Origin of the sequence: Acidovorax sp. Leaf191, assembly GCF_001424425.1 — a bacterium.
Classification (GTDB): Bacteria; Pseudomonadota; Gammaproteobacteria; order Burkholderiales; family Burkholderiaceae_C; genus Acidovorax.
Window position 1 is genome coordinate 60,696 of the sequence record NZ_LMPT01000020.1, and the last position, 14,659, is coordinate 75,354.

A 14,659-nucleotide genomic window follows, 5' to 3' on the forward strand; every position below is an offset into this window, starting at 1 on the left:
GCGGGTCTGCCCACGGCTCACTGCGCCCCCAGCCGGGGAACGGACCCCACGAGACAACGCCTGAGAGCACATGGTCCAATCTGTCCTTGGCAGCCTGATTCTGGGCTACCGCCCCCTGTGGAGCCGGGCCCGCAAGCTCGCGGGAATCCAGCTCTATGCCCACAACGATGCATCGGTGGTGGTCGACGCCGCGCATTTGCTGCGCACGCTGCAGGAGCTGTGGTCCGCCAGCTCCCCGCCCATCCTGCTGTCGCCCCAGAACCGCCAGTTGCTGTGCGACATGCTCGAACACGCGCCGCGCGGCGCTCCGTGGATCGAGGTGCGCGGCGAATGGCTCGCCGACTCGGCCATCTACACCCGCGTGAAGGCAGCCCACCAGCGCGGCCTGCGGCTGGTGTGGCGCGGCGAGCTGGGCAAGCTGCCCGAGCCCGATGTGGCCCAGTGCTTTGACAACAGCCTGCTGAGCCTGCGGCCCGAAGACGCGGTGGCAGCCCTGAAGCCCCCGGCCCCCGGCCGCCCCGGCGCCGCGGGCGCGCGCTCCGGCCCGCCCATCCTCGCCGGGCAGATGTACGAAGGCATCGCCAGCCGCGCGCTGATGGAGCGCTGCCTGGACGAGCACAACGCCATGGCGCTGGCCGGCTGGCCCGCCGAGGACGTGCTCTACAGCCTGCGCCACCACCCGCAGCAGCCGTCGCACGCAGTGATCTTCAAGCTCATGAAGGCCATCGACGCGGAGCAGTCGCTCGAGACCTTCGAAGCCATCATGGGCGAGGACCCGCTGCTGGCCTACCGCTTCATGGTCTACACCAACTCGGCCGCGCTCGGCCTGCGCACGGGCATCGACTCGCTGCGCCGGGGCCTGGTGATGATGGGCTACGGCTCCATCAAGCGCTGGCTGTCCGACCAGCTGCCGCACGCCAGCACCGACCCCAACATGAACCCGGTGCGCGAATCCATGGTGATGCGCGCCGAGCTCACCGCCCACCTGCTGGACGCCGGCATCGAGAACGACCTGCGCCGCGAGATCTATCTGTGCGGCCTGCTGTCGCAGATCGACGACCTGATGGGCGAGCCGCTGGGCACCATCCTGCGCCGCCTGCCGCTGTCCGAACGCATCTACGACGCCACCGTGCTGCACACCGGCCCCTACGCCGCGGGCCTGCAGATGGCCTGCGCGCTGGAGACCGACGACGCGAGCGCCATCCGCCAGCTGTGCGAGACCTATGAGATGGACCTGGAAGAAGTCAACCGCGCGCTGCTGCGGGTGCTGGCAGACCTGGAAGTCGAGAGGAAATAACTTTCCCGTCTGCGCCGCTTCGCGCCATCCCCCGAAGGTGACGCCACCGGTGCCCGGCAAAGCCGCATTCTCGGTGGTACTGGCCGTGGCAGCGCCCATGCACACGCAGGCTGGGTTCCGGGTTTCGGGTTCCGGCTTCGCAACTCGTTGGTGGTGCGATGGGGCCTCGCGCCAGCCCTCTCTACCGGCTCAACGCCCCTGCTCATCGCGCACGCGCGCAAACGTCTTCCAGAAAGCCGCCTCCTGCGTGGTCGCAAAATTGATGCGCATGAGCGTGCTCGGCTTGCGCTCGGCATGGAACAGCGCGCCGGGCGCCAGCAGGTAGCCCTCGTCCAGCATGCGCTGCGCAAGCGCGTCGGTGTCCACGCCGGTCTCCACCCAGCCGAACAGGCCCACAGGCTCGGCGGCGAAGGTGCATCCGGCGCCCAGCGCCAGCTTCACGCTGCGTGCGCGGGCGGCGTCCAGGCGGGTGCGGATGCGCTCCGCGTGGCGGCGCAGCTGGCCCTGTTCGATGCACAGCGCCAGCGCTTTTTCCAGCAGCGCGGGCGTGGTCAGCGTGGCCAGCAGCTTGGTGTCCAGCAGTTGCTCGATGAGTGACGACGGCGCGGCCAGAAAGCCGATGCGCCAGTTGGGCGCGAGGATCTTGGCGAAGCCGCTCACGTAGATGGTGCGCTGCAGGCCGTCGAGCGCGGTGAGGCGCGTCGCGTGCTCGGGTGCGATGTGGCTGTAGGTGTCGTCCTCGACGATGTGGAAGTTGTGCTGGTTGGCCAACTGCAGGATGCGGTGCGCGCTGCCCGGCGACAGGCAGTAGCCCGTGGGGTTGTGGAACACGCTCACGCTCACATACAGCTTGGGCTGGTGCACCTCGCAGTACCGGGCCATGACCTCCAGGTCGGGCCCGTCGGCGCGGCGCGGCACGGGCAGGATGTGCATGCCCAGGGCCGCCAGCCGCGCAAACTCCACGGCCCAGCCGGGCTCCTCCACCATCACCGGGTCGCCCGGACGCAGCAGCGTGCGGCTCACGATGTCGAGCGCGTGCGTCGCGCCCACGGTGGTGATGATGTTCTCGGGCGCGGCATGCACGTTCAGCGTGGCGAGCTTCTTGGACAGCACCCTGCGCAGCCCCGTGTCGCCCAGCGGCTCGCCGTACTGCAGCGAAAAGTCGTTCAGCGCGCGGGTGCTGGTCACCTTGCGCACGGCCGCGGGCATGAAGGTCGATTCGAGCCAGTCGGGCGGGAACACGCCCATGCCGGGCTGGGGCTTGTCGCTGATCTTGTGGAACATGCCGCGGATCAGCGCCGTGGCATTGACCGGCGGCGCCCCGCGCGCAGCGCCGCGCCCGGCGCTGCGGGCCGCAAACCAGTGGGCGGTGCTCCAGTTGCCCATGCCGCGCTCGGCCTCGGGGGTGTCGGCCTCGTCCTCGGGCGCGCGCTCGGCCAGGCCCGTGGCCATTTCGCGCACGAAGAACCCGCGGTTCTTGCGCGCCTCCACCAGGCCCTGCGCGAGCAATTGGTCGTACGCCGCGACCACGGTCGACGGGCTCACGCCGTGCTGCTGCGCACACTGACGCACCGACGGCAGGCGCGCGCCCGGTGCCAGCAGCCGGTTGCGGATGCGCTCGCCAAAGCGCGCCGACAGCTGCTCGGTCAGCGACTGGGTGGTGGTTTTCATCAGCATGGCGGGGTCCTTGCGGTGTGCATGCGCAGTTCCTGCGGTGGGCTTGCAGGGCGCTTGTGTACTGTTATCGCGGCCAATACAGATTGCGAACTGCGTTGCTTAACTGTATTGGTTGTGTACTGACGCACAAGATTACATTGAAGCCTGATCGTTGACAAGTTTCCCCACCCGGAACACCGCCCCTCCCGCACCATGAGCGCCCCCGAACTGACTGCCCTGCTGCTGTTCTGCACCGCGATGAGCTTCTCGCCGGGGCCCAACACCACGCTGTCCACGGCCCTCGCGGCCAACCTGGGCCTGCGGCGCGCGCTGCGCTTTTGCTTTGCGGTGCCCACGGGATGGACGCTGCTCATGCTCGCCAGCGGCCTGGGGCTGGGCGCACTGATCACCGGCGTGCCCGCCCTGCGCTGGGGCGTCACGCTGCTGGGCGTGGCCTACATGCTGTGGCTCGCCTACAAGCTCAGCCGTGCCGGCCAACTGGCCGAAGTGGACAGTGCCCGCCTGAACGTGACCTTCTGGCAGGGCGTGGGCTTGCAGTTCGTGAACATCAAGGCCTGGATGCTGGCGCTCACGCTCAGCGCGGGCTGGGTGGTCAACGCGGCCGGGCAGCCGGCCGCCAACCCGGGCGAGCGCCTGGCGATCATCTGCGTGGTGATGATGCTGTTCGCCTTCGCCAGCAATTTCGTGTACGCCCTGGTCGGCTCGCTGCTGCGCCAGTGGCTGGCCCAGGGCACCCGCCTGCTCTGGTTCAACCGCGCCCTGGCCCTGGTGCTGGTGATCACCGCCGTGTGGATGCTCACCCTATGAACCACGCCCAGGAACGCGAAGCATTGGTCTGGGGCCTGGTGGGCGTGACTTTGTTCGCGGCCACGCTGCCGATGACGCGCCTGGCCGTGGGCCCGGTGGACGCACCGCAGCTGTCGCCATGGTTCGTCACCTTCGGCCGTGCTGCGGTGGCCGGGCTGCTGTCCGTGGCGTATCTCGCGTGGCAACGCGGCCGGGGGCAACTGAACGTGCCGCGCCGCGCGGAATGGCCCCTGCTGGGCGTGACCGCGTTCGGCGTGATCGTCGGGTTCCCGCTGTTCCTGGCGCTGGCGCTGCGCCACGTGCCCAGCACGCACGGCGCGGTGGTCACGGCGCTGCTGCCCTTGTCCACGGCGGTGCTGGGCGCGCTGTGGTACCGCCAGCGGCCCTCGGCGGGCTTCTGGGTGTGCGCGGTGGTGGGCAGCGGCCTGGTGCTGGGCTTCATGGCCTGGCGTGCGGGCGGCTTCTACCTGGGCGCGGCCAACATCTACCTCATCATCGCGATGACCACGGGCGCCTTCGGCTACATCGGCGGTGCGCGCCTCACGCCCAGCCTGGGCGCCGAGCAGGCGATCTGCTGGGTGCTGGCCTTGAGCCTGCCGCTCACACTGCCGGTGGCCTGTTGGTTCGCACCCGCCGTGCCTGGCGCGGTCAGCACAATGGCCTGGACGGGCTTTGCCTACGTGGCGCTGTTCTCGATGTGGATCGGCTTCTTTGCCTGGTACCGCGCGCTGGCGCTGGGCGCCGTGCGGGTCAGCCAGATCCAGCTGGTGCAGCCCTTTTTGAGCCTGCTGTTCGCCGTGCCGCTGCTGGGCGAGCGGCTGGACCTGATGACCGCCTGCTTCGCACTGGCCGTGATCGCCACCGTTTTTGTGGGCAAGAAGATGCCCGTCCACCAGGGAGCCGCCGCATGACCGCCAGCACCCCCTGTGCGCCGCGATCCAGGCCGCGGCGCGTTTGAAGGAGCCCAGAAGATGCAGATGCACAACATCCCGTTCGCCACCACCGACTGGTCGGCCCTGCCCCGCGAGGAAAAGAGCGCGCAGGCCGGCCAGGCGTTCTGGCGCACCCAGCAGCTCGGCGACCTGCGCGTGCGCATGGTCGAATACACGCCGGGCTATGTGTCGGACCACTGGTGCGTGAAGGGCCACGTGCTGCTGTGCCTGAGCGGAGAATTGCACACCGAGCTGGAAGACGGCCGCACCTTCACGCTGACCCCCGGCATGAGCTACCAGGTGGCGGACAATGCGGAACCACACCGTTCCACCGCGCCGAACGGGGCCACGCTGTTCATCGTGGACTGACTGATTTTTTGAAGACGACCTAGCAACCTGGGCGGCCGCTGCGAGGCTGCCCAAAGGAGAACAACAGTGAAACTGAACGACCTTCCCACCACCGGCACCTGGACCCTGGCGCGCCGCGCCGAGCGCATGAACCCTTCGGTCATCCGCGAGATCCTCAAGGTCACCGAGAAGCCCGGCATCATCAGCCTGGCGGGCGGCCTGCCCTCGCCCAAGACCTTCCCGGTCTCGGCCTTTGCCGAAGCCTCGGCCGCCGTGCTGGCCAACGACGGCCCCGCCGCGCTGCAGTACGCCGCCAGCGAAGGTTATGCCCCGCTGCGCCAGGCCATCGCCGACTTCCTGCCCTGGGACGTGGATGCCGACCAGGTGCTGATCACCACCGGCTCGCAGCAGGCGCTGGATTTGATCGCCAAGGTGCTCATCGACGAAGGCAGCCGCGTGCTGGTCGAAACACCCACCTACCTGGGCGCCCTGCAGGCCTTCACGCCCATGGAGCCCACCGTGGTGTCCGTGGCCAGCGACGATGAAGGCGTGCTGGTCGACGACCTCAAGGCCAAGGTGGGCGCCGGTGCCGACAAGGCCCGCTTCCTGTATGTGCTGCCCAACTTCCAGAACCCCACCGGCCGCACCATGAGCGATGCGCGCCGCGCCGAACTGGTGAAGGCCGCGGCCGAGCTGAACCTGCCCCTGGTCGAAGACAACCCCTACGGCGACCTGTGGTTCGACAACCCGCCGCCCGCACCGCTCACGGCCCGCAACCCCGATGGCTGCATCTACATGGGCTCGTTCTCCAAGGTGCTGGCCCCCGGCCTGCGCCTGGGCTTCGTCGTGGCCCCCAAGGCGGTGTACCCCAAGCTGCTGCAGGCCAAGCAGGCAGCCGACCTGCACACCCCCGGCTACAACCAGCGCCTGGTGGCCGAGGTGATGAAGGGCAACTTCCTGGACCGCCACGTGCCCACCATCCGCGCGCTGTACAAGCAGCAGTGCGAAGCCATGCTGGCTGCGCTGACGAAGGAGATGCAGGGCCTGGACGTGCACTGGAACCGCCCGGACGGCGGCATGTTCCTGTGGGTGCGCCTGCCCGACGGCATGAGCGCGGTGGAGTTGCTGCCCAAGGCCGTGGAGCGCAACGTGGCCTTCGTGCCCGGCGCTGCCTTCTATGCCGACAACGCCGACCAGCGCACGCTGCGCCTGTCGTTCGTGACCTCCAGCGTGGAGCAGATCGCCACCGGCATCGCGGCGCTGGCAGGTGCGATCAAAGACCAGCTGGCGGCGCAGGCCAAGGGCTGACACATGCTGCGGCTCTGGGGACGCATGTCGTCCATCAACGTGCGCAAGGTGGTGTGGGCCGTGCAGGAGCTGGGCCTGCCGTCGGTGCAGCGCACCGATGCGGGCGGACAGTTCGGCATCGTGCGCGAGCCCCGCTATCTGGCCTTGAACCCGAACGGCCTGGTGCCGCTGGTCGAGGACGAGGACACGGGCGCGGTGCTGTGGGAGTCCAACACCATCGTGCGCTACCTGTGCGCCCGGCATTCGCTGGGCAACCTGTACCCCGAAGACCTGCCCGCGCGCTTCGTGGCCGAGCAGTGGATGGACTGGCAGCAGACCACGCTGAACCCCGCCGGGCGCGATGCCTTCCTGCAGTGGGTGCGCACACCCGCCGCTCAGCGCAATGACGCGCTCATTGCCGCATCGGTGGCCGTGACCGAGCCGCTCATGGCGATGCTGGACGCCCACCTGGCGCGCCAGCCCTTCATGGCCGGCGAGCGCTTCACCATGGCCGACATCCCCGTGGGCTGCGAGATCCACCGCTGGTGGGGCCTGCCGCAGGAGCGTCCTGCGCGGCCGCACCTGGAGCGATGGTACCAGGCTGTGAGCAGCCGCACCGGCGCACTCGGCGTTCTCGACCAACCCCTGTCCTGAGCGCACACCCCATGCACCAGCGCCCCTTCAAGCAGATCGACGTGTTCAGCGACCAGCCCGGCTATGGCAACCCCGTCGCGGTGGTGCTGGATGCGCTGGACCTGAGCGACAGCGACATGCGCCGCTTCGCCGCCTGGACCAACCTGTCGGAGACGACCTTCCTGCTGCCCCCCACCGAGGCGGGGCGTGCGGCGGGCGCGGACTACCGGGTGCGCATCTTCAGCCCCAATGGCGAACTGCCGTTTGCCGGCCACCCTACGCTGGGCACCTGCCACGCCTGGCTGCAGGCTGGCCACGCACCGCGCGTGGCAGGCATGGTGATGCAGGAATCGGCGCTGGGCCTGGTGCGCGTGGAGCACAGCGGCAGCACGCTGGCCTTTGCCGCGCCGCCCTTGACGCGCAGCGCGCCCAGCCCGGCACTGGTGCCGCTGGTTGCCAGCGCCCTGGGCGTGCGCCCGCAGCAGATCCGCGGCGCGCAGATGCTGGACAACGGCCCGGTGTGGCTGGGCCTGCTGCTCGACAGCGCCCAGACGGTGCTCGGCCTCACACCCGACCATGCGCGCCTCAAGGACCTGGGCCAGGACGTGGGCGTGATCCACGTCGGCCCGCAGGCCAGCGACACGCGCCAGCCCGGCGCCGTGGTGCGCGCCTTTGCCGCGCCCATGGGCAACCCGGAGGACCCGGTCACCGGCACGCTGAACGCCAGCCTGGCGGAGTGGCTGATCGCGGACGGCCTGGCACCGCGAAGCTACCTCGTGGCCCAGGGCGAATGCCTGGGGCGCGCCGGGCGCGTGAACATTCGACAGGACGATGCCGGGCAGATCTGGGTCGGCGGCCAGGCCGTCACCTGCATCGAAGGGACCGTGCTGCTGTGAATTCACTGTCCATCGCCCCGCTCCCCAGCGGTTGATCCACCCGGCCCCAAGGGCCGACCGAACCCACAGCAGCAACGCCGCGAGAGTGCCGGTCGCGCCCCCGGCGTTTCCGTCCTCTGCCCCCTCTTCCATTTTTTTCATCACCCATCGACACCAGGACTTTGAGCACCATGCACCAGCGCCCTTTCAAGCAAGTCGACGTCTTCACCGACCAGCCCTACCGCGGCAACCCCCTGGCCGTGGTGCTCGATGGCACCGGCCTGACCACCGAGGCCATGCAGGAGTTCACCAACTGGACCAACCTGTCGGAAGCCACCTTTTTGCTGCCGCCCACGCCCGAAGGCCGGGCGGCCGGTGCCGACTACCGCGTGCGCATCTTCTGCCCGGGGCGCGAGCTGCCGTTTGCCGGCCACCCCACGCTGGGCAGTTGCCACGCCTGGCTGCAGGCCGGCGGCCAGCCGCAGGTGGCGGGCACCGTGGTGCAGGAATGCGGCGTGGGCCTGGTCACGCTGCGGCAGGACGGCGAGCGCCTGGCGTTCGCAGCGCCTGCGCTCATCAAGAGCGGCCCGCTGGCGGAAGACGACGTGGCCCTGATCGCCCGCGGCCTGGGCGTGGCGCGCAGCGACATCCTGCACCACGCCTGGTGCGACAACGGCCCCAACTGGCGCGGCGTGATGCTGCGCAGCAGCGAGCAGGTGCTGGCGCTCAAGCCGGATGCGAGCATCCTGGGCAAGCTCGATGTGGGCGTGGTCGGCCCGCGCGGCAAGGTGGGTGTGATCGGCAGCACGGACGCCGAGGGCATCGCCTTCGAAGTGCGCGCGTTCTTCCCCGGCAACAACGGTCTGGCCGAAGACCCGGTGACCGGCAGCCTCAACGCCGCGCTGGCCCAGTGGCTCATCGGCGCGGGCCTGGCCCCCGCGCAGTACGTGGCCAGCCAGGGCACGTGCCTGGCCCGCGCGGGGCGCGTGTTCGTGCAGCAGGACGGCGACACCATCTGGGTCGGCGGCAGCTCGGTCACCTGCGTGTCGGGCGAGGTGCTGCTGTGAGCGCCCCCGCAGGCACGGCACCGGGCACCACCCCGGCCGCGTGCGTGGACCACCTGGTCGTGCTGGCCGCGGACCTGGCGTCGGGCGTGGCCTGGTGCGAACGCACGCTGGGCATCACCCCCACGGCGGGTGGCGAGCACCCGCTGATGGGCACGCACAACCGCATCCTCAATGTCTCCAGCCCGGCGCACCCGCGCGCCTACCTGGAGGTGATTGCTATCAATCCAGGAGCTGCCAGCGCAAGACCCGAAAGCGCCAGGCGGTGGTTCGACATGGACGATGCCACGCTGCAGCAGCAGGTGGCCGAACACGGGCCGCAACTCATCCACTGGGTGGCCGCGGTGCCTGACGTCGAGGACCGGTGCGCCGCCCTGGCCGCGCAGGACCTGGACCGCGGCGAGATCATCGCCGCCAGCCGCCCCACCGCACAGGGCCTGCTGCAGTGGCAGATCACCGTGCGCGAAGACGGCCTGCGCCTGATGGACGGCTGCCTGCCCACGCTCATCCAGTGGGGCCCCGTGCACCCGTGCGACAGCCTGCCCGCCAGTGGCGTGCAGTTGCAATCGCTGGCGCTGCAGCACCCGCAGGCGGCCACGCTGCAGGCGGCGTGCGAGGCGATCGGCGTGGCAGCGCAGGTAGCGATCGCCGCAGGTGGCGCCCCCCGCCTCACGGCGCAACTGGCCACGCCACGCGGACCGGTCGCCGTATCGTCATTCACACCGGAGTAACCACGATGCTCTTTTCTGCACAGGAACTGCTGATCTTTGCACTGGCCGCGCTGGTGCTGGTGCTCACGCCCGGGCCCAACATGGTCTATTGCGTCTCGCGCAGCCTCACGCAGGGGCCGCGTGCAGGGCTGGTCTCGCTGGGCGGTGTGGTGCTGGGTTTTCTGGTGCACCTGCTGGCGGCAGCACTGGGCCTGACCGCACTGCTGGCCGCCGTGCCGCTGGCCTTCGACGCCATCCGCTACGCCGGCGCCGCCTACCTGCTGTGGATGGCCTGGCAGGCCGTCAAGCCCGGCGGCGCCGCGCCCTTCGAGGCCCGCAGCCTGCCGCACGACGGCCCCCGCACGCTGTTCCTCATGGGCTTCATGACCAACCTCTTGAACCCCAAGGTCGCCATGTTCTACCTGTCGTTCTTCCCGCAGTTTTTGCACCCCGAGCGCGGGCAGCTGCTGCTGCAGAGCCTGACGCTCGGCAGCGTGCAGATCGCCACCAGCGCGGTCGTCAACGCACTGCTCATCCTGTGCGCCGCGCGCGTGGCCGTGTTCCTCAATCGCAACGCCGCGTGGATGCGGGCACAGCGCTACTTCATGGGCACGGTGCTCGGCCTGCTCGCACTCCGACTCCTCACCGAAAAGAAAGCCGCCGCATGAACGCCCGCCTCGACCCCGCCACCGCGCTGCTGCCCACCCTGGCCGACATCGAAGCCGCCGCACAGGTGGTGTACCGCGACTTCCCGCCCACGCCGCAGTACCGCTGGGGCCTGCTGAGCGAACGCCTGGGCACCGACTGCTGGCTCAAGCATGAGAACCACACACCCGTCGGCGCCTTCAAGATCCGCGGCGGCCTCACCTACTTCGACCAGCTCGCACAGCGTGGTGCCATGCCCCGCGAAGTGATCAGCGCCACGCGCGGCAACCACGGCCAGAGCATGGGCTGGGCCGCGCGCAGCCATGGCGTGGCCTGCACCATCGTCGTGCCACAGGGCAACTCGGTCGAGAAGAACGCCGCCATGCGCGCCCTGGGCGTCACGCTCATCGAGCACGGCGCGGATTTTCAGGAAGCGCGCGAATTCGCGATCCAGCTGGCCGCCGAGCGCGGCGCACACATGGTGCCCAGCTTCCACCCCGACCTGCTGCGCGGCGTGAGCACCTACTGGTGGGAATTCCTGCGCGCCGTGCCGCAGATGGACGTGGCCTACGTGCCCATCGGCCAGGGCTCGGGTGCCTGCTCGGCCATTGCCGCCAAGCTGGCGCTGGGCCACGGCGTGCGCGTGGTGGGCGTGGTCAGCAGCCACGCCACCACCTACGCCGACTCGCTGGCCGCCGGCCGCGTGGTCGAGGCGCCCGTGACCACGCACCTGGCCGACGGCATGGCCTGCCGCGTGGCCGACGCCGAGGCCTTGTCCATCATCGCGCCGCACATCGACCACATCGTGCAGGTGAGCGACGCCGAGGTGGCCGCAGCCATGCGCGCGATCTTTACGGACACGCACAACGTGGCCGAAGGGGCGGGTGCTGCGGCGCTGGCGGCGGCGCTGCAGGAGCGCGGTGCATTGACGGGGAAGGTCGTGGGGCTGGCGTTGACGGGGGGCAATGTGGATGCGCCCATGTTCGGGGAAGTTCTTCGCCATTAAACAGCGCTGAATGCCTGCAATTTGGGGGCTCATTTCAGTCGGTCGGTGCTGCAATTCCTGGACGCAGCACCGCGACCTTCCACTGAGCACTTTCCATCCATGGCAGACCCCAAGACATCCAGAGCCAACCCCCTCACCCCCGTCTCATTCGATGCGCTTTGGGGCCACTATCCCAGCAAGGATCCCTGCGTCAACCCCACGACCCGAACCAAGGCCTACGATAACCAATGCGCTATTCGCGTTGGCATGGCCCTTGAAAGATCAGGTGTCCATTTTGTGACCTTCAAAGGCCCACGCTGCCAATTCGGGCCCAGAGCCAACGGGATGGTCTTGAGGGCTCAGGAGTTGGCAAACTGGCTGAAAACAAGGCCTTTCCCAGGCTGCCCGGAGCCTCTGCAGTTCTCGGGAAAAGGGTTTCAAAAGAACCTTGCAGCCAGGAAAGGCATCGTCTTCTTTCAGGACTATTGGCTTCGCGCAGGTGAGAGACAACCCACCGGCGACCATATCGACCTGTGGAACATGGACCGATTGACGCCATCCTGGCAAACCTTCGCCCGTTTCACCATCGGCATTGCCCGCATACCTTCTGTCTACTCAGACCTGGAGAATTCCAGGTCAGTCGTTTTTTGGCCTTTTGCCTGATGCGCGTCTCCGTTCGCAGCCTCGCCCGGCTCCTCATTGCCGCGGCCATTGCCAGCCTGGTCAGCGGCTACTTCATCCTGAGTGCTTTTCGCTCCGGCGACTGCGACAGCGGCTGCAATACGATGCAATTGCTGGCTTTCATTGGATGTCTCTTTGTGGCCTTCATCCTGATCGGTTGCGGACTGATGACCCGCGGCGACGGCCCTCGCCGCCTGCGGACTTCCGCAATGGTGTGGATGGCGTGCGTGCTTGTCATTCCAAGCGCCGCCATCTTCCTGTGGAAACAGACACAGCCCACGCCCCTGCAAGCCAACCAGGACCTGAGCTTCGTGATCGTCGCGGAGCACGCTGTGCCCGCGCTTGGCGTGTCAGCAGGCCAACGATGCATCTTCTCAGACATCCGCTGCGACCTGAGCCCACCCCGACTGCGGGCTTTCTGTGGCAGCGGCGAACTCAACATTGCGGCGTCCGACTGGCCGGCATTCAAGCGATTGCCATTGGAGGACTTCGGCGTCCCGCCATCGGATGCCATCAACGCTTTTCCAGCATCCTGTGCAAGACGCTTTTTTCGATAACCAGCAACGGGATGGCTGGTGTTGAGATGCCGGTAACCCACCGAATATGCGCAAGACGCCAAACAGCCATCGCACCGACAGCCTTGTCGCTTAGGTAACAAACCACTGCTGTCATCCTGGCCACAATCCGCCGCATGGGAACCCTCTACCTCGTGCGCCATGGCCAGGCCTCGTTTGGCGCCGATGACTACGACCAGTTGAGCCCGCGCGGGCGCGAGCAGGCGGTGCGCCTGGGCGAGTACTGGCGTGCGCGCGGCCTGGTGTTCGACGCCGTCATCACCGGCACGCTGCGCCGCCACACGCAGACGCTGGAGGGCATTGCCCAAGGCCTGCAGACCGCACCCGAGGCGCTGCAGCTGCCGGCCCTCAATGAGTACGACAGCCATGCGCTGATCGCCGCCATCCACCCCCAGCCCCTGGGCCCTGCCGATACCCCCGAGAAGTACCGCCAGCACTTTCGCATCCTGTGCGACGCGCTGGCGCAATGGATGGCCGGCGTCATCAGCCCGCAGGGCATGCCCAGCTGGAACGATTTCTCGGCCGGCATCCGCGCCACGCTGGACCATGTGCGCCACCACCATGCGGGCCAGAACGTGCTGATGGTGAGCAGCGGCGGGCCCATTTCTGCTGCGGTGGGCGAGGTGCTGGGCACAGCGCCCGAGGTCACCATTGCGCTCAACATGCGCATCCGCAACAGCGCAGTGACGGAGTTCTCGATCGCGCCCAAGCGGCTGATGATGCAGACGTTCAACACCCTGCCGCATTTGAATGAAGGCCCGCACCTGGACTGGATCACGCACGCCTGAGCATTGCGCGGACTTGCAATAAATTTCTGTAAAACAATAATTTTTTACTGTTTAATAGCAACTCTCAAACAACGGGAGTTGCCATGCGCCGTCGCGAAGTCCTGGGCCGTGCCCTGGCGGTGTCTTCTTTTCCGCTGGCGGGCTTGAATGGCTGCGGCGGATCGCTGGGCCTGGGCGCAGAGGCGGAGGTGGTGCCGCCGCCCGGCCCCTTCACCGTGCCCCTGGAGCGCCGGCAAACCCATGTGTCGCTGGCCGTGCGCGTCAACGGGCAGCCCCTGCGGTTCTTGCTCGACACGGGCGCGGACCACAACGTGCTCACGCCCCGCACCGCACAGCTGCTGGGCCTGCGCCTGTCCACCGAGCGGGTGCCCAGCTCGGGCGCCGAAGCCTCCGACGAGCCCGTTCCCTGGACGGTGGTGGATGACCTTGCCGTGGGAGAAGCGCTGCACCTCAAGCGCGAAGTTGCGTTCGTCGTGCCCATGCCAGTCGAGTTCGACTACGACGGCATCCTGGGCGCCACGTTCTGGCGCGCCTTCTCGGTGCGCCTGGACTACGGCCGCGCGCAGGCCACGCTGGCCGCACCCGGCCGTCTTGCCCCATCGCCTGCAGCCGTGCTGCTCCCGCTGCGGGTGCTGCCGGGCGGCAAGATGCTGGTGCAAGCCACCGCAGCCGGGCAGGCAGGCTGGTTTTCTGTCGACACGGGCGACGCCGGGGCCGTGACGCTGTTTCGCCCGGTGGTGGAGCGGCTGGGCCTGCGCGCCGCGCTGCAGCCCTCGGTGCGCATGCTCACCGGCGTGAGCGTGGGCGGCACCACCTGGGCGGATGTGGCGCGCCTTCCCACGTTCGACATCGGGCCCTGGCAACTGCCGCGCGTGCCGGTGCACCTGTCTCTCGCCACGGGCGGGCTGTTCGGCAGCGACGCCTGGATGGGCAACCTGGGGGGCGCACTGTGGCAGCGCTTCGCCGTCACCATCGATGCGGCGGGCGGTGCGCTGTATCTGGAGCCCCAGGCCGCCCTGGCCGAGCCCTTTGCCGGCCCCCGCAGCGGCCTGGTGGCACGGTGGACGGGCGAGCGGTTCGATGTGCTGGACGTGGTGGGCGGCAGCCCGGCCGAGCAAGCGGGCGTGCGCCGGGGCGAATCACTGCTGGCCGTGCAGGGGCGTGAACTTGCAGCCACCGATGCGATCTGGCTGCGCACCCAGCTGGCGGGCGAGCCGGGCACGTCCGTTGCGCTGCGCCTGCGCGGTGCCAGCGGGCAGGAGCGGGTGGTGACGATGGTGCTGCGGGAGTTGGTGTAGCCGCCGGTGCGGCCTTTCATGCTCCCGGCGGGCGGCACCCCGGTGCGAGAATCTCGC

At 68.7% G+C, this 14,659-nt stretch carries 16 protein-coding genes; 15 read left to right on the plus strand and 1 reads right to left on the minus strand.

Going from position 1 to position 14,659, the window contains the following annotated elements:
• Positions 1-70 precede the first annotated feature (70 nt).
• Positions 71-1,297 (plus strand): HDOD domain-containing protein, encoded by a 1,227-nt coding sequence (locus tag ASG27_RS20440; protein WP_056420112.1) that lies wholly within the window; start codon positions 71-73, stop codon positions 1,295-1,297.
• A gap of 189 nt (positions 1,298-1,486) precedes the next feature.
• On the opposite strand, the gene ASG27_RS20445 is transcribed toward ASG27_RS20440, so the two are convergent.
• The gene (locus tag ASG27_RS20445; protein WP_056420115.1) at positions 1,487-2,974 is read right to left on the minus strand and encodes an aminotransferase-like domain-containing protein; all 1,488 of its coding nucleotides are present in this window, start codon (positions 2,972-2,974) and stop codon (positions 1,487-1,489) included.
• 192 nt (positions 2,975-3,166) lie between these two features.
• Between ASG27_RS20445 and ASG27_RS20450 the strand changes: the two genes are divergently transcribed.
• The 14 genes from ASG27_RS20450 (at position 3,167) to ASG27_RS20510 (ending at position 14,602) form a co-directional block, all read left to right on the plus strand.
• A complete protein-coding gene (locus tag ASG27_RS20450; protein WP_056420118.1) occupies positions 3,167-3,781 on the plus strand; it encodes a LysE family translocator in 615 nt (204 codons plus the stop codon).
• Positions 3,778-4,692 carry a DMT family transporter gene (locus ASG27_RS20455; protein WP_056420123.1) on the plus strand — a complete coding sequence of 305 codons (915 nt, stop codon included), beginning with the start codon at positions 3,778-3,780 and terminating at the stop codon, positions 4,690-4,692. The genes ASG27_RS20450 and ASG27_RS20455 overlap by 4 nt, the downstream gene beginning before the upstream one ends.
• A 60-nt stretch (positions 4,693-4,752) precedes the next feature.
• Complete coding sequence (locus ASG27_RS20460) at positions 4,753-5,082, plus strand: DHCW motif cupin fold protein (protein ID WP_056420580.1); 330 nt, start codon at positions 4,753-4,755, stop codon at positions 5,080-5,082.
• Positions 5,083-5,148: 66 nt separating this feature from the next.
• Entirely contained in the window at positions 5,149-6,369 is a 1,221-nt protein-coding gene (locus tag ASG27_RS20465) for an aminotransferase-like domain-containing protein (protein WP_200912459.1), read from the plus strand.
• A 3-nt stretch (positions 6,370-6,372) separates the two neighbouring features.
• Positions 6,373-7,002, plus strand: coding sequence for a glutathione S-transferase (locus ASG27_RS20470; protein WP_056420126.1), 630 nt, complete (start codon positions 6,373-6,375; stop codon positions 7,000-7,002).
• A gap of 11 nt (positions 7,003-7,013) precedes the next feature.
• A complete protein-coding gene (locus ASG27_RS20475) occupies positions 7,014-7,877 on the plus strand; it encodes a PhzF family phenazine biosynthesis protein (RefSeq protein WP_056420128.1) in 864 nt (287 codons plus the stop codon).
• Positions 7,878-8,047: 170 nt separating this feature from the next.
• The gene (locus ASG27_RS20480) at positions 8,048-8,923 is read left to right on the plus strand and encodes a PhzF family phenazine biosynthesis protein (RefSeq protein WP_056420586.1); all 876 of its coding nucleotides are present in this window, start codon (positions 8,048-8,050) and stop codon (positions 8,921-8,923) included.
• Positions 8,920-9,651 carry a VOC family protein gene (locus tag ASG27_RS20485; protein WP_235504092.1) on the plus strand — a complete coding sequence of 244 codons (732 nt, stop codon included), beginning with the start codon at positions 8,920-8,922 and terminating at the stop codon, positions 9,649-9,651. Before ASG27_RS20480 ends, ASG27_RS20485 begins: the two co-directional genes overlap by 4 nt.
• A gap of 5 nt (positions 9,652-9,656) precedes the next feature.
• Entirely contained in the window at positions 9,657-10,298 is a 642-nt protein-coding gene (locus tag ASG27_RS20490; protein WP_056420131.1) for a LysE family translocator, read from the plus strand.
• Positions 10,295-11,281 (plus strand): threonine dehydratase, encoded by a 987-nt coding sequence (locus ASG27_RS20495; protein WP_056420133.1) that lies wholly within the window; start codon positions 10,295-10,297, stop codon positions 11,279-11,281. The genes ASG27_RS20490 and ASG27_RS20495 overlap by 4 nt, the downstream gene beginning before the upstream one ends.
• A 99-nt stretch (positions 11,282-11,380) precedes the next feature.
• Positions 11,381-11,923, plus strand: coding sequence for a type VI secretion system amidase effector protein Tae4 (locus ASG27_RS26210; protein WP_082486040.1), 543 nt, complete (start codon positions 11,381-11,383; stop codon positions 11,921-11,923).
• Complete coding sequence (locus tag ASG27_RS20500) at positions 11,923-12,498, plus strand: hypothetical protein (protein WP_056420136.1); 576 nt, start codon at positions 11,923-11,925, stop codon at positions 12,496-12,498. Before ASG27_RS26210 ends, ASG27_RS20500 begins: the two co-directional genes overlap by 1 nt.
• A 134-nt stretch (positions 12,499-12,632) precedes the next feature.
• Positions 12,633-13,304 carry a histidine phosphatase family protein gene (locus ASG27_RS20505; protein WP_056420139.1) on the plus strand — a complete coding sequence of 224 codons (672 nt, stop codon included), beginning with the start codon at positions 12,633-12,635 and terminating at the stop codon, positions 13,302-13,304.
• A gap of 83 nt (positions 13,305-13,387) precedes the next feature.
• A complete protein-coding gene (locus ASG27_RS20510; protein WP_056420142.1) occupies positions 13,388-14,602 on the plus strand; it encodes an aspartyl protease family protein in 1,215 nt (404 codons plus the stop codon).
• The last annotated feature ends 57 nt before the right edge of the window (positions 14,603-14,659 follow it).

What these genes read in the sequence shown, in the direction of transcription:
- ASG27_RS20440 (WP_056420112.1), top strand. Translation starts at nt 71, where the DNA reads ATGGTCCAATCTGTCCTTGGCAGCCTGATTCTGGGCTACCGCCCCCTG.
- ASG27_RS20495 (WP_056420133.1), top strand. Translation starts at nt 10,295, where the DNA reads ATGAACGCCCGCCTCGACCCCGCCACCGCGCTGCTGCCCACCCTGGCC.
- ASG27_RS20475 (WP_056420128.1), top strand. Translation starts at nt 7,014, where the DNA reads ATGCACCAGCGCCCCTTCAAGCAGATCGACGTGTTCAGCGACCAGCCC.
- ASG27_RS20490 (WP_056420131.1), top strand. Translation starts at nt 9,657, where the DNA reads ATGCTCTTTTCTGCACAGGAACTGCTGATCTTTGCACTGGCCGCGCTG.
- ASG27_RS20455 (WP_056420123.1), top strand. Translation starts at nt 3,778, where the DNA reads ATGAACCACGCCCAGGAACGCGAAGCATTGGTCTGGGGCCTGGTGGGC.
- ASG27_RS26210 (WP_082486040.1), top strand. Translation starts at nt 11,381, where the DNA reads ATGGCAGACCCCAAGACATCCAGAGCCAACCCCCTCACCCCCGTCTCA.
- ASG27_RS20480 (WP_056420586.1), top strand. Translation starts at nt 8,048, where the DNA reads ATGCACCAGCGCCCTTTCAAGCAAGTCGACGTCTTCACCGACCAGCCC.
- ASG27_RS20510 (WP_056420142.1), top strand. Translation starts at nt 13,388, where the DNA reads ATGCGCCGTCGCGAAGTCCTGGGCCGTGCCCTGGCGGTGTCTTCTTTT.
- ASG27_RS20505 (WP_056420139.1), top strand. Translation starts at nt 12,633, where the DNA reads ATGGGAACCCTCTACCTCGTGCGCCATGGCCAGGCCTCGTTTGGCGCC.
- ASG27_RS20450 (WP_056420118.1), top strand. Translation starts at nt 3,167, where the DNA reads ATGAGCGCCCCCGAACTGACTGCCCTGCTGCTGTTCTGCACCGCGATG.
- ASG27_RS20460 (WP_056420580.1), top strand. Translation starts at nt 4,753, where the DNA reads ATGCAGATGCACAACATCCCGTTCGCCACCACCGACTGGTCGGCCCTG.
- ASG27_RS20500 (WP_056420136.1), top strand. Translation starts at nt 11,923, where the DNA reads ATGCGCGTCTCCGTTCGCAGCCTCGCCCGGCTCCTCATTGCCGCGGCC.
- ASG27_RS20470 (WP_056420126.1), top strand. Translation starts at nt 6,373, where the DNA reads ATGCTGCGGCTCTGGGGACGCATGTCGTCCATCAACGTGCGCAAGGTG.
- ASG27_RS20445 (WP_056420115.1), bottom strand. Translation starts at nt 2,974, where the DNA reads ATGCTGATGAAAACCACCACCCAGTCGCTGACCGAGCAGCTGTCGGCG.